The 21715-nt window shown below is 43.2% G+C and carries 16 protein-coding genes and 2 tRNA genes; 7 read left to right on the top strand and 11 right to left on the bottom strand.

The window, feature by feature from the left end:
- Positions 1-67: 67 nt before the first annotated feature.
- The 7 genes from ACVBIO_RS18360 to ACVBIO_RS18330 all read left to right on the top strand — a co-directional run bounded on the left by ACVBIO_RS18360 (position 68) and on the right by ACVBIO_RS18330 (position 11565).
- Complete coding sequence (locus ACVBIO_RS18360; protein WP_447173182.1) at positions 68-2878, top strand: transporter substrate-binding domain-containing protein; 2811 nt, start codon at positions 68-70, stop codon at positions 2876-2878.
- A gap of 169 nt (positions 2879-3047) precedes the next feature.
- A complete protein-coding gene (aspS, locus tag ACVBIO_RS18355) occupies positions 3048-4841 on the top strand; it encodes an aspartate--tRNA ligase (protein ID WP_447159830.1) in 1794 nt (597 codons plus the stop codon).
- Positions 4842-5103: 262 nt separating this feature from the next.
- Entirely contained in the window at positions 5104-5847 is a 744-nt protein-coding gene (locus ACVBIO_RS18350; RefSeq protein WP_447159829.1) for a YebC/PmpR family DNA-binding transcriptional regulator, read from the top strand.
- A 7-nt stretch (positions 5848-5854) separates the two neighbouring features.
- Positions 5855-6376 (top strand): crossover junction endodeoxyribonuclease RuvC, encoded by a 522-nt coding sequence (gene ruvC, locus ACVBIO_RS18345; RefSeq protein WP_447173181.1) that lies wholly within the window; start codon positions 5855-5857, stop codon positions 6374-6376.
- A complete protein-coding gene (ruvA, locus tag ACVBIO_RS18340) occupies positions 6373-6990 on the top strand; it encodes a Holliday junction branch migration protein RuvA (protein WP_447159827.1) in 618 nt (205 codons plus the stop codon). The genes ruvC and ruvA overlap by 4 nt, the downstream gene beginning before the upstream one ends.
- 9 nt (positions 6991-6999) lie before the next feature.
- Entirely contained in the window at positions 7000-8013 is a 1014-nt protein-coding gene (gene ruvB, locus ACVBIO_RS18335) for a Holliday junction branch migration DNA helicase RuvB (protein WP_447159826.1), read from the top strand.
- Positions 8014-8949: 936 nt separating this feature from the next.
- On the top strand, positions 8950-11565 hold the full coding sequence (locus ACVBIO_RS18330) for a TonB-dependent receptor (RefSeq protein WP_447173180.1): 2616 nt from the start codon (positions 8950-8952) through the stop codon (positions 11563-11565).
- Between the two features lie 112 nt (positions 11566-11677).
- Here ACVBIO_RS18330 and gloA read toward each other — a convergent pair whose 3' ends face one another.
- The 11 genes from gloA to ACVBIO_RS18275 all read right to left on the bottom strand — a co-directional run bounded on the left by gloA (position 11678) and on the right by ACVBIO_RS18275 (position 21713).
- A complete protein-coding gene (gloA, locus tag ACVBIO_RS18325; RefSeq protein WP_447159824.1) occupies positions 11678-12088 on the bottom strand; it encodes a lactoylglutathione lyase in 411 nt (136 codons plus the stop codon).
- Positions 12089-12451: 363 nt separating this feature from the next.
- The gene (nth, locus tag ACVBIO_RS18320; RefSeq protein ID WP_447159823.1) at positions 12452-13093 is read right to left on the bottom strand and encodes an endonuclease III; all 642 of its coding nucleotides are present in this window, start codon (positions 13091-13093) and stop codon (positions 12452-12454) included.
- 130 nt (positions 13094-13223) lie between these two features.
- On the bottom strand, positions 13224-13919 hold the full coding sequence (locus ACVBIO_RS18315; RefSeq protein WP_447159822.1) for an electron transport complex subunit E: 696 nt from the start codon (positions 13917-13919) through the stop codon (positions 13224-13226).
- Positions 13912-14550, bottom strand: coding sequence for an electron transport complex subunit RsxG (gene rsxG, locus ACVBIO_RS18310; protein WP_447164390.1), 639 nt, complete (start codon positions 14548-14550; stop codon positions 13912-13914). Before rsxG ends, ACVBIO_RS18315 begins: the two co-directional genes overlap by 8 nt.
- A gap of 18 nt (positions 14551-14568) precedes the next feature.
- Entirely contained in the window at positions 14569-15621 is a 1053-nt protein-coding gene (rsxD, locus tag ACVBIO_RS18305) for an electron transport complex subunit RsxD (RefSeq protein ID WP_447164389.1), read from the bottom strand.
- 3 nt (positions 15622-15624) lie between these two features.
- Complete coding sequence (gene rsxC, locus ACVBIO_RS18300; protein ID WP_447173179.1) at positions 15625-18168, bottom strand: electron transport complex subunit RsxC; 2544 nt, start codon at positions 18166-18168, stop codon at positions 15625-15627.
- Positions 18162-18731: an electron transport complex subunit RsxB gene (rsxB, locus tag ACVBIO_RS18295; RefSeq protein WP_447159818.1), complete on the bottom strand. Its 570-nt coding sequence runs from the start codon at positions 18729-18731 to the stop codon at positions 18162-18164. The genes rsxC and rsxB overlap by 7 nt, the downstream gene beginning before the upstream one ends.
- Positions 18732-18733: 2 nt before the next feature.
- Positions 18734-19312 carry an electron transport complex subunit RsxA gene (gene rsxA, locus ACVBIO_RS18290; protein ID WP_012277028.1) on the bottom strand — a complete coding sequence of 193 codons (579 nt, stop codon included), beginning with the start codon at positions 19310-19312 and terminating at the stop codon, positions 18734-18736.
- Positions 19313-19420: 108 nt separating this feature from the next.
- Positions 19421-21337: an EAL domain-containing protein gene (locus ACVBIO_RS18285; RefSeq protein WP_447170375.1), complete on the bottom strand. Its 1917-nt coding sequence runs from the start codon at positions 21335-21337 to the stop codon at positions 19421-19423.
- A gap of 186 nt (positions 21338-21523) precedes the next feature.
- Positions 21524-21599 (bottom strand) — tRNA-Asn (locus tag ACVBIO_RS18280).
- Positions 21600-21637: 38 nt separating this feature from the next.
- Positions 21638-21713 (bottom strand) — tRNA-Asn (locus ACVBIO_RS18275).
- Positions 21714-21715: the final 2 nt, after the last annotated feature.

The raw sequence follows: 21715 nt of genomic DNA, 5'->3' as shown, positions 1-21715 counted from the left end.
AAATTTTGTCTAATAGCACTAATTAAACAAAATGCACTCATAAATTTAACCTTTTTGGGAAATGTAATTGAAAACTATCACTTGTATGTTGCTCGCCATGGCGACGATGTTTGTCACATTTCCGGCTTATTCAGACTCGGTTAGAGAGACTAAATCACTTATCATTGCGATGAGTAATGACACTTATCCGTTTCAGTTTACCGATGAAAATAACCAGCCTAGTGGGCTGTTAGTTGATATCTGGTTGGAGTGGTCGAGGCAAACCAATACCAAAGTGGTGTTTAAACCGACTGACTGGGTAGACTCCGTCGAGAGTATTAAGCAGGGGACTGCGGACTTACATATAGGTATGGCAAAAACGGTTAGCAGAGAGCAAGAGTTTACTTTTTCCCCTAAAATCACCAGTGTAAATAGTTTCCTCTATGTCAATTACCAGTTACCTAAGGCACAAACATTAGCAGACCTTCGACCTTATAAAATTGGTGTAGTTGCCGGTGCTGCACAAATAGAGATTTTAAAGCAGCAAGAGCCTAACCTAACATTTCGATATTTTGAAAGTCGTACCGATTTACTTAAGGCCGTAATGACCGAAGAGGTGCTGGTATTTGTTGGCTTAGAAGGCTTTTTGCGAGAAAGCCAAATTAATAATGCCATATCGATAAAGTTTCCAATCGAAAACCGTAAGGCTATCTCTGAGTTGTCTTTTTATCCTACATTTAACAAAGCCAATCATGCGTTAGCGGCTAAAGTGGCGGATGGATTTGCTTTGATAAAACCTGAGCTTATTGAGCAGTATACTCATCAATGGCTAGGGGAGAAGCGCTATCAAAATGATATTGTTATCGCTATGCAAACTGGAGTAGGCCCTTATGCCGATATCGGCACAGATGGCTTGCCACATGGGTTGCTGGTGGATATCTGGAAACTATGGTCTGAGAAAACGGGATTACCGATCCGATTCGTCCCGGGGAGCATGAAACAGAGCATAGATAATGTAAAACGCGGTATTGCGGATGTGCAGTTAGGCTATCCAGAAAGCGAGACAATGCAAACAGGCCTAAATCATGCCCATAAGATATATAGCGTCACTAGCCGTTTATTTTCTTTTCAGACACCTTTACAAAACTTGGACGAATTAAAAGGTCAGGTTGTGGCGGTCTCGCCGACATCGCCATATTTACAGGAGCTAATTGATGCCCTTCCTGACACCAATATTCGATATTTCTCTTCTGTAGATGACATGATAGAAGCGGCAAAGCAGGGCGATGTCTCCGCCTTCGTTGCAGCGGGAGCATGGACACAACATTATCTATTACTCAATCAGAGTTGGGAGCTTTTTCATCAATATGCAGGCCTTGAATTTAAAACCAACTTATATGTGTTAAATCGAAGTGGCGATGTGGGGTTTTCAGAGCGTATTGCTGCTGGTTTTTTGCAAATGTCGAATGTCGAGTTAGCCGATATTGAACGAAAGTGGATGCTAAACCCAGAAGATAGAATATATAACAATCAGCAGATGCAGATAAACTTGACCGCCGAACAGCAGAATTTAGTCGAGGAATTAGGCAGCGTTAAAGTGGGTTTTTTACGAAACTGGCATCCCATGGAATTTATCGAAGAGGGTCAGTACGCCGGCATTAACAGTGATGTTATTGGTATTATTGGTGAGGAACTTGGCTTGAATATTGAGCCTATCGCGTTCGATGAGTGGCAAAGCCTGCTCGATGCGCTCGTCTCAGGCAGCGTTGATATGGCTGGCAGTGTCGCCATAACCCCTGAGCGTGAATACCAACTTGGCTTTTCAGATTCTTATTGGCCTTCACCTTGGGGATTAGTCACATCATTAAATAGCGTGAGTATTTTTAGTTTGAATGAGCTTAGCGGTCAACGAATCGCCGTTATTGAAGGCTACCATATTGTTGGCGAATTAATGAGAAAGTATCCTAGCCTGAAATTAATCTTAGTGCCTGATATTGATGCGGGTTTAAGTGCTGTTAGTCAGGGTCAGGCTGATGTGTTTATTGATAAGGTCGTTAACCTGGGCAGTAATATACGAGGCGGTAAGTTTGCAAGTTTGAAGATGTCGATGTTAGTCGACTTTGCAGAACAGAGAAGTCATATCGGTGTGCACAATAGTAAAAAGGCCCTGCTGCCATTAGTCAATGCTGTTTTGGCTAACATTGATACAACGAGGCAACAGCAAATCCATCAAAAATGGGTGTCTCAGACGGTTGAGTTTGGCCGTGAAGAGTATGAAAATAGATTAAAGCTAGGTATTGTAGTCTTCGTTATTTTATCACTCGTTGTTATTGCTGCATTATTAGCTAATCGACGTTTACGCAAGGAAATAGCAAGACGCATCGATGCTGAGAATAAAATGGCACACTTTGCTAAACACGATAGTTTGACCCAGTTACCCAACCGGAGTTTGCTTGAAGATAGACTAGAGCAAGCGATTTTAATGCATAGAAGGGACACGGCACAGTTTGCGGTGATCTTTATCGACTTAGATGGCTTTAAGCAAGTGAATGACAGCTTGGGTCATCATGCTGGCGATGAGTACTTAGTGCATGTTAGCAAGGTTTTAATTAAAGGGATCCGCCGCTCGGATACCGTTGGCCGATTGGGCGGGGATGAGTTTGTTATCATTTTAAATGAAATTAAAGACTTTGAGTCGGTTGGCGATGTGGCTGATAATTTATTAAATAGTTTGTCAGAGCCATTTGTTATTAATCAGCAAGTCGTATCTGCATCGGCCAGTATTGGTGTTGCCATCTATCCAAACGATGGCGATTGCATTGATGCGCTATTAAAAACCGCGGACACACGGATGTATCGTGCAAAAAATGCGGGCGGCGGGGCATATAGAAGCTGCTAGTTTTGCTAAGATACGCTGAACTTATTAATTTTTAATTGAAATTGCTTGATAGTTAGCCGACTAGTCGAGAAGTTATTTGGAAAACGGCAATATTTCTCTATAATGCCGCTTTTGTCTTGTTTTGAACCAGAACCTCAAACATCGCTTTGCGGAATAAAGGAAGAGTTAAATGCGCAGTCATTATTGTGGAGACGTCAATAAGTCTCACGTAGGTCAAGAAGTGACCCTAGTGGGTTGGGTTAATCGCAGCCGAGATTTAGGCGGCGTTGTTTTTCTCGATCTTCGTGATAGAGAAGGCATCGTTCAGGTTGTTTATGATCCAGACCTTCCTGAAGTGTTTGATGTTGCAAGCACACTACGCAGCGAATTTTGTGTTCAGATTAAAGGCCTTGTAAGAGCAAGACCTGATAGCCAGATTAACGCGGATATGCGTACTGGTGAGATTGAGATTTTAGGTCTAGAGCTAACTGTTTTAAACAGCTCTGCGCCATTGCCAATCAACATGGACAAAAACCAGCACAACACTGAAGAGCAACGTCTTAAGTACCGTTACTTAGATTTGCGTCGCCCAGAAATGGCTGACCGTATAGTGTTCCGCTCTAAAGTGACCAGTGCTGTAAGACGCTTTTTAGATGGTAACGGTTTCTTAGATATTGAAACACCTATCTTAACTAAAGCGACACCAGAAGGTGCACGTGACTACTTAGTACCAAGTCGTACTTACAAAGGTCAATTTTTTGCACTGCCACAATCACCACAACTATTTAAGCAGTTGTTGATGATGTCTGGTTTTGACCGTTACTACCAAATCGTTAAGTGTTTCCGTGATGAAGACTTACGTGCTGACCGTCAGCCAGAATTTACTCAAATCGATATCGAAACGTCGTTCATGACCTCTACTCAGGTGATGGATAAGACTGAAGAGATGGTTCGTGGTTTATTCCAAGAGCTATTGAATGTTGATTTAGGCGAGTTTCCTAAAATGACATTTGAAGAAGCGATGCGTCGTTTCGGTTCAGATAAGCCCGATCTTCGTAACCCTCTTGAGCTTATTGATGTTGCAGACATCGTTAAAGAAGTCGAGTTTGCGGTATTTAACGGCCCAGCAAATGATCCAGAAGGTCGCGTTGCAGTACTAAGTATTCCTGGCGGCGCTAAGCTTTCACGCAAGCAATTAGATGAATACGCTAAGTATGCCACTATTTATGGCGCGAAAGGTCTAGCTTGGATGAAGGTTAATGATCTTGATAAAGGTATGGAAGGTATTCAATCTCCAGTCCTTAAGTTCCTAAGCGAAGATGTGGTTAAGGCCTTACTTGAGCGCACTGGCGCACAAACTGGCGATCTAATTCTATTTGGTGCAGATAAAGCCAATATCGTTGCTGAAGCGATGGGCGCACTGCGTCTAAAAGCGGGTGAAGATTTTGACTTGCTACAAGGCGAGTGGAAGCCACTTTGGGTTGTTGACTTCCCAATGTTTGAGCGCACATCTGATGGCGGGCTGCATGCAATGCACCACCCATTTACAGCCCCAAGTAACATGACTCCTGAAGAGCTAGAAGCGAATCCAATCGCTGCTATCTCTGATGCATACGACATGGTACTAAATGGCTGTGAGCTAGGTGGCGGTTCAGTTCGTATTCACGATAGCAAAATGCAGTCTGCGGTATTTAGAATTCTAGGTATTAATGACGAAGAAGCGAGCGAGAAGTTTGGCTTCTTACTTGAAGCATTGCGCTACGGTACACCACCACACGCGGGTCTAGCATTCGGTCTTGACCGTATCATCATGTTGATGACTGGTGCGAGCTCAATTCGTGATGTGATGGCATTCCCGAAAACAACGACAGCGGCTTGTCCGTTAACGAACGCGCCAGGATTTGCAAATCCGGTACAGTTAGCTGAACTTGGCGTCAGTGTTGTAGAAGCAGAATCCAAAGAAGACACAAAAGACGCTGAATAATACAACGTCATAAGAGCCGAGTTAAGACTCGGCTTTTTTTTCGATTAAATATACCCAAGCCACTTTAAAATAAAGACATTAATTCTAGAGTTACGAATACTAGAGTCACCAATACAAAAAGACACTAGCTACAAAAAACACTAATACAAATAACTAATGCTAAAAGCACTAATACTAAAGTCACTTTGTTGATCGTGAAATACATATGCGTCGTTGGGTGGAATAGGTTGTTTGGGTATAGGAATGAATTGAGGAGATAGACATGGCAGGACATAGTAAATGGGCAAACATTAAGCACCGCAAAGCGGCACAAGATGCAAAGCGCGGAAAATTGTTCACCAAGTTTATTCGAGAATTAACGGTTGCTGCCCGAGAAGGTGGTTCAGATCCTGATTCTAATCCACGCTTACGCGCAGCCATTGATAAATCGCTATCAAACAACATGACTCGCGACACCGTTGAACGGGCTATTAAGCGCGGAGCCGGTGAGCTTGATGGCCAAGTATTAGAAACAATTATCTACGAAGGTTATGGGCCTGGCGGCACTGCGGTGCTGGTGGAAACAATGACCGACAATAAGAACCGCACCGTATCTGGTGTGCGCAATGCGTTTAGTAAGTCTGGCGGCAACTTAGGCACAGATGGCTCAGTCGCCTACCTTTTTGATAAAAAGGGGATCATCTCTTATGAAGGAGTCGATGAAGACACAATCATGGACGCCGCATTAGAAGCGGGTGCTGAAGATGTTGTGACCCATGAAGATGGCTCTATTGACGTACTGATGTCGCCTGAAGATTTTGGCCGCGTCAAAGATGCCCTCGATGCTGCAGGCTTGGAGTCAATTAATGCTGAAGTGACCATGGTTCCTTCAACCAAAGCGGACTTAGATGCGAGTACTGCGCCTAAGTTCTTACGCTTAATCGACAACTTAGAAGATCATGATGATGTACAAGAAGTTTATCATAACGCAGAAATTTCTGACGAAGTGATGGAAGGTCTGGAATAAAACCTATATGGCAATAATTTTAGGGGTCGATCCGGGATCCCGCATCACAGGTTACGGCGTCATTAAATGCGTCGGTCGACAGCAAGTTTATGTTGGCAGTGGTTGTATTCGAACGAGTTCTGATGAACTCCCTATTCGTTTGAAACAAATTTTTGATGGTTTGTCCGAGATTATTAGACAATACCAGCCTGACGAGTTTGCTATTGAGCGGGTGTTTATGGCAAAAAATGCCGATTCAGCGCTCAAACTCGGACAAGCTCGTGGCGCTGCAATCGTTGCGGCAACTGCAGCTAATTTATCTGTAGCCGAATATAGCGCAACTCAGATTAAAAGTGCAGTGGTCGGAACTGGTCGTGCGCAAAAATCACAAGTGCAGCACATGATCCAGCAATTACTGAAACTGCCCAGTGCGCCGCAAGCAGATGCGGCTGATGCGCTTGGTGTGGCAGTGTGTCATTATCATACTAGCCAAAGTTTGGCCGCCCTTAGCGGCAGAGCCAGTGTAAGAACATATGGACGATATAAATGATAGGTCGTATACGCGGATTATTAATTGAGAAACAAGCACCTGAGGTGCTAGTTGATGTCTCTGGAGTAGGGTATGAGATCCAAATGCCGCTCACCAGTTTTTTTGAGCTGCCTGAACTGGGTCAAGAAGCGGTTATTTATACTCACTTTATTGTAAGAGAAGATGCGCAGTTACTCTATGGTTTTGTATCTAAACAAGAAAGAAGTCTATTTAGATTATTGATTAAGGCAAACGGTGTCGGCCCTAAATTAGCATTAACAATTTTATCGGGTATGACCGCGGGTGAATTTGTTGTCTGTGTTGAACGTGACGATATAGCCACACTGGTAAAATTACCGGGTGTGGGTAAGAAAACGGCAGAGCGCTTATTAGTTGAAATGCGCGATAAATTAAAGAGCTTGATGGAAGCTTCTGTAGGCTCAGAGCGTGAGTTTATGTTGCAATCGAATTACAAGGCGCCAGTAGTGGTCAATACAGCAGAAGAGGATGCTATCGCAGCATTACTGTCTTTGGGTTATAAACCTGCACAGGCGAGTAAAGCGGTGTCATCGGTTTATACCGATGGCATGAGTTCAGAGACGCTGATTAAATCTGCATTGAAATCGATGCTTTAAGGAATATAGATGATTGAAGCTGACCGACTCATACAACCCAATATAATAGAGCGCGATGAAATTGAAGCGGTTGATCGTGCGATGCGGCCTAAGATGTTGGATGAGTATACTGGGCAAGATGATACTCGTGCACAATTAAAAATCTTTATTGAAGCGGCTCAAAAACGCGGAGAAGCGTTAGATCATATGTTGATTTACGGCCCACCAGGACTCGGTAAAACGACATTGGCGATGATTGTTGCCAATGAAATGGGCGTGAATATCAAGTCAACCTCTGGACCTGTACTTGAAAAAGCAGGCGACTTAGCTGCATTGCTGACAAACCTTGAGCCAAATGATGTGTTATTTATCGATGAAATCCACCGTTTAAGCCCCGTCGTAGAAGAGATTTTATATCCAGCAATGGAAGATTATCAGCTGGATATCATGATAGGTGAAGGCCCCGCTGCGCGTTCGATTAAATTAGACTTACCGCCTTTTACCTTAGTTGGCGCGACAACACGAGCAGGCGCGTTAACCTCGCCGTTAAGAGCACGATTTGGCATTCCGCTAAGGCTTGAGTTTTATAACGTCAAAGATCTGTCCAGTATCGTGGCACGCTCAGCGAAAGTCATGGATCTTGACATCGACGACGAAGGCGCTGTAGAAATTGCGCGACGCTCCCGTGGTACGCCGCGTATTGCCAATCGTTTACTTAGACGAGTTCGAGATTTTGCCGAGGTTAAACATAGCGGTGATGTCACTAAAGTGATTGCAGAAGCTGCGCTGGACATGTTAGATGTCGATGCTGAAGGTTTTGACTATATGGACAGAAAACTGTTGTTGGCGATTATCGACAAATTTATGGGGGGGCCTGTTGGCCTAGATAACCTCGCTGCAGCCATTGGCGAAGAGCGAGAAACCATTGAGGATGTCCTTGAACCATTCCTTATCCAGCAAGGCTTTATACAAAGAACGCCAAGAGGCAGAATCGCAACACCAAGAGCTTATAACCACTTTAATATCATTAAACCTGATGCTTAAAGCAATCGGTTTGTGATGTTATCAAGCTTAAGCGGCACTGAGCATAGAGCATAGAGCATAGTGCATAGTGCATAGTGCATAGTGTAAGAGGAGCAAAGGTTGTTGCTCCTCAAAAACTCTTATACCTGTAATGTTGTACCGGTAAATCAGTACCAGTAAATAGTTTTGTCTTGCACGTTAGTCTGTTTCAATCCAGAAGGCTTAAGTGGTACACACTATTATTGGCCTGTTTCGCCTAGTTTCTTTCTATCAACTGCCTCACTTTCTCTTACCATCCTCATCATTTATCACCTGCTAGGTGAATTCCTGTATCCAGTGACTAACACCAAATATCCAACATCCAACATCATAAGACTAAGCTTCATCCGCAAACGGCGTACCAAGATGCGAACTCTATTTGTACTGAGCAGGGATCAATGAGACTGAGGTTTCAAAGTGTGATCTGATTGCGTTGCCTTGTGAATATCAGGTATTTAGAATTGTTACATATATTCTCATTATCTCAATTGTGTGCAATTTGATGCTGAACAAGAGCTGAGTACTAACCTAGATTGACTAGGAAAAACATGAGCAACTTCTAAAAAATCGCATGAATCCACCTGTACTTACTAAAGATATCACCTCAAAAGTGTGACGCGTGTCACACTTAATGGTATCCGCTGTGTTGCCGAATGGTTACGCGCATTTCGGAGTGTTCCTCTGCATATCCATTATATTCCAGCTGATTGTACTGCTGCGTGACGAATGTCACATTGTAAAATAGGTATGTGAAAAATTAACGTTACCTTTATTGCTATTTTTTTTAACAGAATATTGCGAATGGTTAATGAATTGCTGGATTGACGGCATAAACGTGAAATTGCAGTATCCATATCAACGTCAGGAATAACAAATGACGTATATATAAAAATAATTAGGTTTAGGGAGTACTACATAATGAACAGACCATCTAAATTGGCCTCTGCGATTAAGTTTGGTTTAATCGCTTCGGTTTCTACCAGCGCATTTACCGTATCAAATACAGCCTTTGCTGAAGAAGCTGGTGCCGATGTAGAACGCATTGCAGTTACCGGCTCCCGTATTCAACGTACAGACATGGAAACGGCATCGCCAGTAACCGTTATCGACGCGAGTGCAATTAAAGCATCAGGTGCAACTTCTATCGATGAAGTGCTACAAAAAATGACCGCCACAGGCGGCGCAATGACAAACCCTGGCGTTAACAACGGCTCGCAAGGTGGCGCATCTATCAACTTGCGTGGTTTAGGCTCACAAAGAACACTTGTATTGGTTAATAACCGTCGTATGGTTAACTCAGGTACTGGTGCAGCCTCAACTGTAGATTTAAATACTATTCCAGTTTCAATGATCAAACGTGTTGAAGTACTAAAAGATGGCGCATCATCTGTTTATGGTTCTGATGCTGTTGCAGGTGTAGTAAATATTATTTTAAAAGACGATTTTGAAGGCTTAGAACTAAATGTTCAAACCGGAATTTCTGGTCAAGGTGATGCTGAAGAAACTAGCTTTGATTTAACCACTGGAGGCAACTTTGACGGCGGTAACGTGGTCATGGGTGTTCAATACATGAAACGTGGCTCTGCAAGTCAATCTGATCGTGGTTTCTCTGACTGTCCTTTAACAGAAAGTAACGGTGAACTCGTTTGTGCGGGTAGCTCTTACTCTGAAAATGGTCACCTTTATGGTCCAGATGGTGACTATCAAGGAAGCCCTGATGGTAGCTGGGATAAGTATGTCCACGTTACAGACGCTTATAACTATTCAGCGGATAGTTTTTTGTATACGCCTATGGAGCGTTTAAACTTTACTGCTCTGGCTAACTTTGACCTAACTGATGATACCACGCTGTTTACTGAAACAATGTACTCAAAGCGCTGGTCAGAACAGCAGATGGCTCCACAGCCAATCTACACTGAATTTGATTATAACTCTGCATGGGATGACGGTGCGTTAAAAGAGCTGTATGGAATCGAAGACGGTACGACGTTAGCTTACAAGCGCCGTTTAACTGAAGTCGGTCCGCGTGAATTTAGTCAAGTTGTCGATACAGCGCGTGTAGTAGTAGGTCTAGAAGGCATGCTTGATAACGGTTGGACATGGGACACCTCTGTCAATTATGGCCGCAATGACTCGGTAGACCGTCTTGCCAACTTGGTAAACATGGGCTCACTAAATGAAGATATCTCAGAGGGTAGCTTCAATCCACTGGCTCAAGATTCGTGGTCAAGTGAGAATATGGACGGTTACACGTACACTGAGCAGAACACCGGTGGTAGTGAAATGTTTATCATTTCAGGTAACTTGTCGGGTGAAGTCATGGAGCTACCTGCTGGCTACTTAGGCTTTGCGTCAGGTATTGAGCACCGTAAAGAAAAAGCTTGGTTTATTCCTGATTCTCTTACTGCTCAAGGTTTAGCAAACGACCCTAAAGTTGACCCAACTGAAGGTGAGTACGATGTTAATGAAGCGTATTTGGAATTAGCGATACCATTATTGTCAGATCTTCCACTTGCTCAGCAAGTAGATCTAAGTGCAGCGGTTCGTTATTTCGATTACAGCACGTTTGGAAGTGATAGTACTTGGAAGCTGGGTCTAACCTGGAAAATGACTGATGACTTTATGCTTCGAAGTGTTGCTTCAACAGCATTCAGAGCACCTTCAGTAGATGAGTTGTATTCAGGTAATGCTACATCATTCGATAAGATTACTCATCCTGTAACGGGTGAAAAGAGCTATCAAGCTGAAGTTACACGTGGTGGTAATGAAAATCTTACACCAGAGGAAGCTGAAACCTTTACCGTTGGTTTCGTTTATTCACCTAGTTACTTAGATGGATTCTCTGTTACTGCTGATTACTACGATATTTCAATCACGAACTCAATTGCATTGGTTGATTCAAACTACATTGCAGAGCAATGTATGAATAGTTCTGGTGAGCAAATCAATACAGGTACAGCGCTTTGTCAGTCAGCTGATATCACTTATGATCCATTAAGTGGTAAAATTAAGTTTAATAATCAGCTTCAAAACATTGGCGCAGAAGATACTTCCGGTATTGACGTTAACCTTGCTTACACATTTGAAGTGTTAGGGCTTGATTGGAGAACTGGTTTAGACACAACAATTCTCCTTGAAAATGAATCAGAAATTTCTGGTCAGAAGATTGATTATGCAGGCTTCATTACTTCTGGAATGGGTAGCTTTGCCAAGGTGAAGAGTAACTTTGATTTAGGCGTACAAGGTGCGGATTGGTCTGCAAATTATCAAGCACGCTATATCTCAGGAATGGATAGCTATGATTGCCAAGAAGATCCATCATCTTGTTTAGCACCTACGGTAGGAAGTGTTGTTTACCATGATTTGTCTGGTTCATATTACTTGAATAACGGAGTTCAGTTATCACTAGGCGTCAATAACCTATTTGATAAAGAACCGCCATATTACTCTGGTAATAATGATGCTAACACCGATCCATATACCTACGACACGCTTGGTCGCTACTTCTATCTACAAGCAAGTTTTAAAATCTAAATAATTTTAATAACTTAATAAAAGCGCCCTAGGGCGCTTTTTTAATGGTTAATTAGGCTCACTCTAAATCCTGTATAGTATGAAGGCGAACCCTTAAAAGTGAGACAGAAGCTTAACCTAAACCTTTCTGCGCTGAACTCATCTGAATAAATTCAATCTTATAGCCGTCAGGATCTTCTACAAACGCAATTTCAGTACTGCCGCCAGCAACAGGGCCTGCAGGCCTGATGACTTTTCCGCCAGCTGCGCGAATAGCTTCACAGCGAGCATAGATATCCTCTTCACCAATCGCAATATGGCCAAATGCATTACCGTGATCGTAAGTTTCAGTGCCCCAATTATAAGTTAACTCTATAACCGCGCTACCTGTAGACTCGTCGTCATAGCCGACAAAAGCCAAGGTGTACTTATATTCGCTGTTTTCGCTTTGTCTGAGTAATTTCATGCCTAAAATGTTGGTGTAAAATTCAATACTGCGATCTAGATTTCCTACGCGAAGCATGGTGTGTAGTAATTGTGCCATTTTATGTCCTAGGGTTAAGGTTTTTATGTTCCAAGTATATCGGTTATTATTGAGTTCTAAAAAGGTGATTAAATACTTTTTAGAAATATTGAGCGAGATCAATTTTTTTAGTCAGTATCTAGATCACAAAACGTTTAAATTAGACTGAGAAAGTCTCATTTTTCTTATATTATGCAAATAGACAATTAAGGAGATTTTGATGCAAACCGAACTAAAAATGTCGCTTGCTCTAAGCGCGATTATTGCAGTGACTTTATCTATTTTCTTCATCTGCATGTTCTAAGATATTGAATTAAAAAAGCCGCATATAGCGGCTTTTTTGTTTTAAACTTTTATTTTTAATCAGTGTTATAGAACGTATTCTTACTCTTCTGGGTAGACTTTATCTTTAAATTCACACAGATCTTCAATTATACAGCTGCCACAGCGTGGTTTACGCGCAATACATGTATAACGTCCATGCAGAATAAGCCAGTGGTGCACATCGACTTTAAATTCAGCTGGGACCACTTTTAACAGCTTTTTCTCAACCTCAACTACGTTCTTACCCATAGCAAACTTAGTGCGATTCGAAACCCTATCAATATGGGTGTCTACAGCGATGGTAGGCCAGCCAAAAGCAGTATTAAGTACAACATTAGCCGTTTTTCTGCCAACGCCAGGAAGCGATTCTAGTGCTTCTCTGTCTTCAGGCACTTCGCCATTGTATTTTTCGACCAGTATTTCACAGGCCTTAACCACGTTAATCGCTTTGTTGTTATACAAGCCGATAGTTTTTATGTACGGTTTAAGCCCTTCAACACCTAAATCAGCAATGGCTTTGGCGGTATTGGCAACGGGAAACAGTTTGTCAGTGGCTTTGTTGACACTGACATCGGTGGCCTGAGCGGATAATGTAACTGCAACTAGCAGTTCAAATGGGCTTGAGAAGTTGAGTTCAGTTTCTGGGTGGGGGTTATTGGCTCGTAACCGTTCCAGAATTAAGCGACGTTTTTCAGCGTTCATTATCCATTATCCGTAATAATTGTTGTTATTATCTCGTTTGTAAGCGCCGTTACTATCAAGTGCAGACACTACATTTATACCAAATCTCGTTTTATCAATACTCGTAATATCGATATTTGTAATATTAGGGCTAACTGACTTTGGTGATCCGAGCACGAGTTGGGGCTTCTGGCTCTGTTTGAGGTTGCTTAGATGCCAAGTGTTGGTCGATGACATTTTTAAGTGCAATCAATAATCCCATACCAATAAATGCCCCTGGTGGTAACATTGCTAATAAGAAGCTGGTATCTACCTGCCAAATTTGAATAGTTAATGATTTAGCCCATTCACCTAACAACTGATCTGCACCATAAAATAGCGTGCCTTGACCTAAGATCTCGCGACTTGCGCCTAATATGCAAAGAACAAGTGTAAAACCTAGCCCCATCATTAATCCATCAAATGCAGATTTCGCTACGTTATTACGCGAGGCAAATGCCTCGGCGCGGCCAATAATGACGCAATTAGTAACGATAAGCGGTAAGAAAATACCTAACGATAGATATAGCCCATAGGCATAGGCATTGATCAGTAACTGCACTGTGGTAACAAGAGCGGCAATTATCATCACAAAAACAGGAATACGGATCTCTTTAGGGACAAAATCACGTACAAGAGAAACGAGGATATTAGAGCCTATTAGTACTAACATCGTCGCTAACCCCAGGCCTAAGGCATTGGTCAACGTTGCGGTTACCGCAAGTAGAGGGCAAAGCCCTAATAATTGAACCAGTCCTGGGTTATTTTTCCACAGGCCTTGTCTGGCGAGTTCTTTGTAATCACTCATTTCCAACCTCACAATTAGCTGGCGCTGATAACAGTTGTGCTTTATGGGCATTAAAATACTGCACGGCTTTTTTGACGGCTTTAACATAAGCGCGCGGCGTAATGGTTGCACCGGTAAATTGATCTATCTCACCGCCATCTTTTTTGACATTCCAACGCTTGTCTTTGTCTGATAATAGCTGCAATCCGTCGAATGATTTTACCCATTCAGACTTCCTCAGCTCTATCTTGTCACCAAGCCCTGGTGTTTCCTGGTGAGAGAGAGTTCGTACCCCTAGCACTTCACCTGTATGACTAATGCCAATAATAATTCGAATATTTCCGTTATAGCCATCTGGGGCAATGGCTTCGATAGCGATCGCCACACCTTGATCGTTTTTAGTCGCGATATAAGCGGGTAGGGCATCACTTGTTCCTAAGAATTCAGCGGACTTGAGCAAAATACAATGTGCCGTGAGTTCATTATCGTGGATTTCATCAGGAACGATTTGATGTAACACTCGAGCGAGTTCAATTTGCTCTTGCTGCTTAATTTTATCAAAGGTAAATTGGTTGACAACAGCCACTAGCCCAGTACATAGAAGAGCAAATAGACCGAGTAATAAACCGTTTTTTAACATAGATTTTTTCAAAGTAAACTCTCTTTATACTCAGTTGCCAGTACGGTGGCCATAGGTGCGAGGTTTGACGTAGTAGTCAATAAATGGTGCACAAAGGTTAGCGAGTAGTACGGCAAAAGCAAAAGCATCGGGGTAGCCGCCAAAGGTTCGAATCACATAAACGAGCACGCCAATAAGCGCACCGAAAATGAGTCTGCCACGTACACTTGTCGCAGCAGTGACTGGATCGGTCGCAATAAAAAATGCGGCAATCATGGTGGCACCAGAAAACAGCTGCATCAATGGCCCTACATGCGTGTCGGGACTTAACAGATAGCCAAAACTGCTGCAGACAAAGAGTGAGCCTAAAATAGCCACACTGATATGCCAACGGATCACCTTTAGTTTTAACATCACTAAACCGCCAGCAAGATAGGCCATATTGACCCAGAACCAACCGACCCCAAAGCCGTCAAAGAATACCGATTTCCCAAGGCTTTCAGACATGGTTAAGCCAAGCGCTAAATCTGTTTTTACCGTGTCGAGTGGCGTTGCCATCGCAAGACCATCAAAACCTAGCTTATAAACATTTAACTGCTCTGCAGACATAGAGCCAAAAATAGCTTGCAGGGTTAGCCCTAAATCCATAGGGTTTTGCGCAATAGCGGTTGGGATTGACCAACTTGTCATCTGCACAGGAAATGAGATTAGCAGCATGACATAGGCAGCCATAGCGGGGTTGAAAATATTTTGCCCAAGGCCACCATAGAGCTGTTTAACAAGAACAATAGCAAATAAAGTGCCGATGACGACGATCCACCAAGGTGCAATAGATGGAATTGCAACACCAATTAACACTGCGGTTAATACAGCGCTATTATCACTGATCGTCGGGAGTACGGCTCTTTTTCGCAAGTTTAATACAGCGGCTTCAGCAGCGAGTGCAACTACGACTGCCAACATCACTTGGATTAACACGCCCCAGCCAAAGAAATAACACTGGGTCGCAATACCCGGTAGCGCACATAAAATCACTCGGCGCATTACGGTCTGGGTTTGTAGCTGTACCTTTAAATGAGGTGATGAGGCTAACTTAAACGCCATGGTTTATTCCTTTTCCTGCAATTGTGCTTGAGCTTTTTTGGCTTTTGCCTTCGCAATAGTGGCGGCAATACGCTCTTTTTTACGTTGTTCAGGCGTCATATCTTGTTGCTTTTCTTGAACTGTTGCGGGCTTAGTATCAACATCTCCCTCCATAACAGTCTCTGGTGTATTTGTTACTTGCTGGATTTCTGCCTCAAGCATTGCCAGCGGTTCAGCCGCATTTAAAGCCGTCTTCTTCGCTTTAGCGCGAGCGATGGCAGCGGCAATTTTTGCCTTTTTGTCATCCTTGGCACCAGTATCTGCGACAAAGGGCATATCACTTTCGACCGTGGCAGCAACATCAGCAGTGGCTTCAGAGCCCTGAGCTGAGCCAGAGTTCAAGCTAGAACCTAAGTCAGAGTCTGAGCCAGTATCCGATTGAGCGGCTTTTCTCGCTTTAGCGCGAGCGATGGCAGCGGCAATTTTTGCCTTTTTGTCATCCTTGGCACCAGTATCTGCGACAACAGGAACGTCACTTTCTACAGGGGAAGCGGCAACATCAGCAGTCGCTTCAGAGCCCTGAGCTGAGCCAGAGTTCAAGCTAGAACCTAAGTCAGAGCCAGTATCTGTTTGTGCGGCTTTCCTCGCTTTAGCGCGAGCGACGGCAGCGGCAATTTTTGCCTTTTTGTCATCGTTGGCACCTGTAACAGCGACAGAGGACGCATCACTTTCGTCAGTGGCAATAGTACTCGCCTGAGAGCTAGAATCTGATTGTGCGGCTTTCTTCGCTTTAGCGCGCGCTATCGCGGCTGCAACTTGGGCCTGCTTGTCGTTTAATAAACGCGAGGACCCATCTTGTGACTCATTTTGTGACTCTGCAGATACCGATGTGTCAGAGCTTGGTTTGTCTTTTTTAGCTTTAGCACGGGCTATAGCCGCAGCCACCTGCGCTTTTTTATCGATTAACGTTTTGTCTTCAGCCAACGCTTTGTCATCGACTGGCGTTGAGGTACTGGCTTGCATTGTTTCTGCAGCCTTTTTGGCTTTTATTCGTGCCATAGCTTCCGCTACTGCATTCTTGTCTGTATTCGTCATCCCACCTTTGCGTCGCTCGGCCGCTTCTTTTGCCTTGGCTTCACGGGCTAACTTTTCTTCTTCTAAGCGTTGTAATCTCGCTTCGAAACGTTGCTTAGCAAAATCAGCTTGTTTCTTTTCTTCGGTTTGAGTACGTAATGCGGACTTTGCAACACGGTAATATTCGACCAGTGGAATATCGCTTGGGCATACAAAGCTGCAGCAACCGCATTCGATACAATCATGCAGGTTAAAACTGGCTGCCTTGTCATATTCTTCGGCTTTGGCGTGCCAGAATAGTTGTTGCGGTAATAAAAGAGCGGGGCAGGCAACTGCGCACTCTCCACAGCGAATACAAGGTTTTTCTACCGCGTCATCTGCTATCTCTTCATTACTTGGAAGAAGGATGCAGTTGGTTCCCTTTAAAACAGGAGCCTGTACGTTAGGTAATGCGTGCCCCATCATAGGACCGCCAATAATAATTTTATCGCTATCTAAGTCGCCATTAAAACCCAGTGAGTCAAGAATGTGCTTTATCGGCGTACCCACTGGTATCCAATAGTTACCTGGCGTTTGGCTATTAAGTCCGGTTACGGTCACCACTCGGCTGGTTAGCGCATGGCCATTAATGACGGCATCATGAATAGCATAAGCAGTACCGACATTCTGCACCAACATACCGAGCTGGGCAGGAATAGCACCTGATGGTACTTCTTGGCCAGTTAGAATTTGAATTAACTGTTTTTCACCACCGGATGGATACTTGGTGGGAACGGAAGTGATTCTGGTGCTATCTGTTGCCATCGTGCTGCGATTAAGCGCATGTTGCATCGCCTCGATAGCCTCAGGTTTATTATCTTCAATAGCGATAATAATCCGTTTAGGTTTAAGAAGCTTTTCGATAATAGTAATGCCAGAAAAGATCTCATCACTATGCTCGCGCATTAAACGGTCATCGGAAGTGATGTAAGGTTCGCATTCAATACCATTGATAATAACGAGCTCAATCTCACTTGCCGGGCTCAGCTTGATATGAGTGGGGAATGCGGCGCCGCCAAGACCTGCGATACCAGCCTGTTGGATTTTGTGCAGGATCTGTTGATTTGTTAGCTTATCGGGTTCGGCTGAGGTTACCTCAACTGCTGCGTCTAGGCCATCAGCTTCGATAATACAGCTCAGAACACTAATACCGGATGCATGATTACTTGGCATTGGCTTAATATCTGTGACAGTACCAGAAGTCGGTGCATGCACAGGACTGTACGCAAAGCTGGTTCCTGTGGTCAGAGGTTGACCTTTTAAGACTCGATCGCCAACCTTGATGGCCAAGAGTGCACTGTCACCAACTTGGGTTAGTGGCAAAATGTATTGGCTGGCGAGTGGCAGTTGTCCAATAGGGCTGGTGTTAGATAATATTTTCAACTCTGGAGGATGAACGCCACCATGTGAGCGCCAAAGCGTACCTTTATCAATTTGCTCTAATAAAGTTAACACGGCTTATCCTCTTGCAACTGTTTTACGGGGATCGCATTAAGCTGCCAATCCCAAGTTTTGGTCGTTTGTTCTACTGGTAGCATGTCAATACAATCAACAGGGCAAGGTGCAACGCATAGATCGCAACCTGTGCAATAGTCTGTAATGACGGTATGCATTAACTTGCCAGAGCCAAGAATGGCATCGACAGGACAAGCTTGAATACACTTAGTACAGCCAATACACTCCTCTTCACGGATGTAGGCAACTTTTTTTACTTGCACTTCATTAGTCGCGTTGAGAGGCTCAGGATCGACACCCATTAAGTCGGCAAGTTTCTCCATGGTGGCCGTTCCACCCGGCGGACACTTATTGATTTTATCCCCATTAGCGATGGCTTCAGCATAAGGGCGGCAGCCAGGGTAACCACATTGGCCGCATTGTGTTTGAGGCAATAATGCTTCGACTTGATCTGTAAGCGGGTTACCTTCAACTTTGAATTTTTCAGCGGCAAATCCCAGTAGAACACCAAAGACTAGCGCGAGTATTGTTAGTACAACAATAGCGATGACAATACCTGACATGTTTATTTAACCAACCCTGTGAATCCCATAAAGGCGAGGGACATAAGTCCTGCTGTGACCATTGCGATTGCGCCCCCCTTGAACGGTGTCGGGACATCGGCAGCGGCAAGGCGTTCTCTCATGGCTGAGAAAAGAACCAATACCAGTGAAAAGCCCACAGCTGCGCCGAATCCAAAAATAGCAGATTCAATAAAGCCATGTTTTTCATTGATATTAAGCAGAGCAACACCGAGAACTGCACAGTTTGTAGTGATAAGCGGTAAGTAAATGCCTAACGCTCGATGCAAAGAAGCACTGGTTTTTTGCACTAACATCTCGGTGAACTGTACGACCACAGCGATCACTAAAATAAAGCTCATAGTGCGCAAATAGCCTAAGTCAAAAGGCAGCAAAAGGTACTGATTGACTAAGTAACTCAGTATTGAGGCCAAGGTTAGTACAAAAGTGGTCGCCATTGACATGCCAATGGCTGACTCAAGTTTGCTAGACACACCCATAAATGGGCATAAACCAAGAAATTTTACTAATACGAAATTATTGACTAGCACAGTGCCAATCAATAAAAGGAGATATTCACTCATCTCGAATCAATTTTGTTAGACAGAATTACAGCTATTATCGGCTTTTCCTTAGGTATTAACAACACATAGAAAGCAAGGTTAAAAAGTTTGCCTTATAAATAACCAATATCAAGCTTGCTCTTTCATATCCTCGCCCTGCATAAATGGGGTGGGTTTGGCAATATAGTAGCCCTGTAAGCCATCGATGAGCAGTTGCTCCATGATCAATTTGTCTTCTTGTTTCTCTACACCGGTCGCTATTACTCGAATGCTGAGCTTTCGAGCAATATCAATAATCATTTTTACAAAGAACTTATTATGCTGGTCTTGGCTGATCCCTTGGGTATAACTATGATCTAATTTAATAAAGTCAGGGCGGACCTCTTTAAAAAATTTAAATGAGGTAAAGCCTAAACCAAAGCGCTCAATCGATATCCGTGAGCCGACACTGTGCAGTTCATTGATAAAGTGATAGGTCGCACTCAAGTTTGTTTGCATTCCTGATTCGTTAACTTCAAACACTAATCGTGCTGCAATTTGCCTCTGTCTACTCAAGATGGTTTTTAGCCAAGAAACAAAGGCTTTATTGGTGGCTGATGCTGCACTGATGTTGATGCCGATAAGTCCACTAAGGTTAGGATGAGTAAGCAGTATGCGCATGGTATTAAGGACTACGAGTTTATCTATCTCTTCGCTCATACCGTGGCGCTCAGCCATTGCTATAACGGTTGTCGTAGGTAAAAGTTTACCTTGGCTATTATAAAATCGTGATAGTAACTCTCGGTAAGATTCGACATCGTTTCTACATGGGCGTATAGCTTGTATGTAAAATTTAATTGCTTTGCGTCGTAATAGGTCATTAATAGCCACTTTCCAGCGACTCTCACCAAAAAGCTCGCCACCGGTTAATTTTTCTTGAAGATGATAACAGTTAGGGCCTAAGGTTTGTGCAATACTAACAGCCGTGTCAGCGAGGGTCATTAAAGACACTGGGTCGCTATCTTGAAGATAGGGCACTAAACCAATATGACCAATAGATGGTGTTCCAAGTTGTTGTTGATATTCTTTAAATGCCGTCTTGAGTATTTCTGCTAATTCGGTGGCTTGTTTAATGCCTACATCGGCAATCACGATAGCAAAATCGGCAGTAGCGATCCGATAAAACTGTGCTTGTGGATTATCACTCAACGCACGCCTGATCTCGTCTGCTATACGAGTAAGATAATCATCACCAGCTTCTCTTCCATGCATCTGATTCATTGAGGCGAGCTCTGTGGCTCTAATAACGACCAATATACCGAGCTCTTTACGTTCGGGTTTACAGATTTCATCAAGTTTTTCAGTAAAACGGGCCCGAGTGCCAAAACCGGTAATGGGGTCTTGAAAGGCCGTTTTGCATAATTGTTCATGAGCTTCATGAAATTCATCGATTCTGGCTTTTAACTGCTGTTTACTTTTGTCCAGCGTTAATCCGACGCTTTTAAATTCACCTTTTATACGGGATTGCTCGATGGCATTGAAAGAAAGTTTAGCTAAATTGTCAATATGGCTGCAAATATAGGCGATCGTTTTTTTCTGTCTTATGCTCAACAGTAAATGAGTCAAACTAATTAGTAGAAACGTCCCCCAAATAATAATGAGATGATGCGTAAACTGGGTCACGGTGTTGTCTATCGGAGTCACATTTGACAGTTTTACCTGCAGTCGCCCAGCATCAAGCGCATGAGTGTAAGCAGAATCAATAGCGAATAATTGAGTTAGATCGGTTTTCTCCTTAAGCACGAGTTGGCCCTTGGTGAAATTATTACTGCTATCTGATTTGTCGATATATTGAAAAAATTGGAAGCTAAATTGTTGTTTTAGCAAGTTGTAGAGTGTTTGACCGTTTCCTTGCCACTGTTTGTGTTGCTTAATGCTAGTGGCATATTGCTCGAGGGTTATGTGAGTCTGGGCCATTAAGCTTTGTTTTTCATGTTGATAACTAAAAAAGCTAAGCGCTAAAAAAAGTAAAACTAAAAACAACTGGAAAAGTTTAGAGGTTGTCATAAAGAATCCATTCAACGCGGTCAATAACTCGTAATAGTTTGAGTTATACAGGTTTAGTTGAAAGCATTATAAACAGATTTGCAGATTTATTGCAGTGGATTTATTTGGGAGTTTTAAAGTGTTGAAAACTGAGTGGTGAAGAAAGAGTGCTGAAAAAAATTGAGGTGAAGCAAGAAGTGAAAAGGTTGGCTCCCCAGACTGGACTCGAACCAGTGACATACGGATTAACAGTCCGCCGTTCTACCAACTGAACTACAGGGGAATCGAAAAAACCTTTCAAACATAGAGTGAAAATTAAAGTGGCTCCCCAGACTGGACTCGAACCAGTGACATACGGATTAACAGTCCGCCGTTCTACCAACTGAACTACAGGGGAAT

The sequence above is a fragment of the Shewanella sp. 0m-8 genome, from assembly GCF_052977265.1.
The sequence above is the reverse complement of the archived record's forward strand: the minus strand, read 5'-3'. Positions and strand labels throughout refer to the sequence as shown.

What these genes read in the sequence shown, in the direction of transcription:
- aspS (WP_447159830.1), top strand. Translation starts at nt 3,048, where the DNA reads ATGCGCAGTCATTATTGTGGAGACGTCAATAAGTCTCACGTAGGTCAA.
- ACVBIO_RS18350 (WP_447159829.1), top strand. Translation starts at nt 5,104, where the DNA reads ATGGCAGGACATAGTAAATGGGCAAACATTAAGCACCGCAAAGCGGCA.
- ruvC (WP_447173181.1), top strand. Translation starts at nt 5,855, where the DNA reads ATGGCAATAATTTTAGGGGTCGATCCGGGATCCCGCATCACAGGTTAC.
- ruvA (WP_447159827.1), top strand. Translation starts at nt 6,373, where the DNA reads ATGATAGGTCGTATACGCGGATTATTAATTGAGAAACAAGCACCTGAG.
- ruvB (WP_447159826.1), top strand. Translation starts at nt 7,000, where the DNA reads ATGATTGAAGCTGACCGACTCATACAACCCAATATAATAGAGCGCGAT.
- ACVBIO_RS18330 (WP_447173180.1), top strand. Translation starts at nt 8,950, where the DNA reads ATGAACAGACCATCTAAATTGGCCTCTGCGATTAAGTTTGGTTTAATC.
- gloA (WP_447159824.1), bottom strand. Translation starts at nt 12,088, where the DNA reads ATGGCACAATTACTACACACCATGCTTCGCGTAGGAAATCTAGATCGC.
- nth (WP_447159823.1), bottom strand. Translation starts at nt 13,093, where the DNA reads ATGAACGCTGAAAAACGTCGCTTAATTCTGGAACGGTTACGAGCCAAT.
- ACVBIO_RS18315 (WP_447159822.1), bottom strand. Translation starts at nt 13,919, where the DNA reads ATGAGTGATTACAAAGAACTCGCCAGACAAGGCCTGTGGAAAAATAAC.
- rsxD (WP_447164389.1), bottom strand. Translation starts at nt 15,621, where the DNA reads ATGGCGTTTAAGTTAGCCTCATCACCTCATTTAAAGGTACAGCTACAA.
- rsxB (WP_447159818.1), bottom strand. Translation starts at nt 18,731, where the DNA reads ATGTCAGGTATTGTCATCGCTATTGTTGTACTAACAATACTCGCGCTA.
- rsxA (WP_012277028.1), bottom strand. Translation starts at nt 19,312, where the DNA reads ATGAGTGAATATCTCCTTTTATTGATTGGCACTGTGCTAGTCAATAAT.
- ACVBIO_RS18285 (WP_447170375.1), bottom strand. Translation starts at nt 21,337, where the DNA reads ATGACAACCTCTAAACTTTTCCAGTTGTTTTTAGTTTTACTTTTTTTA.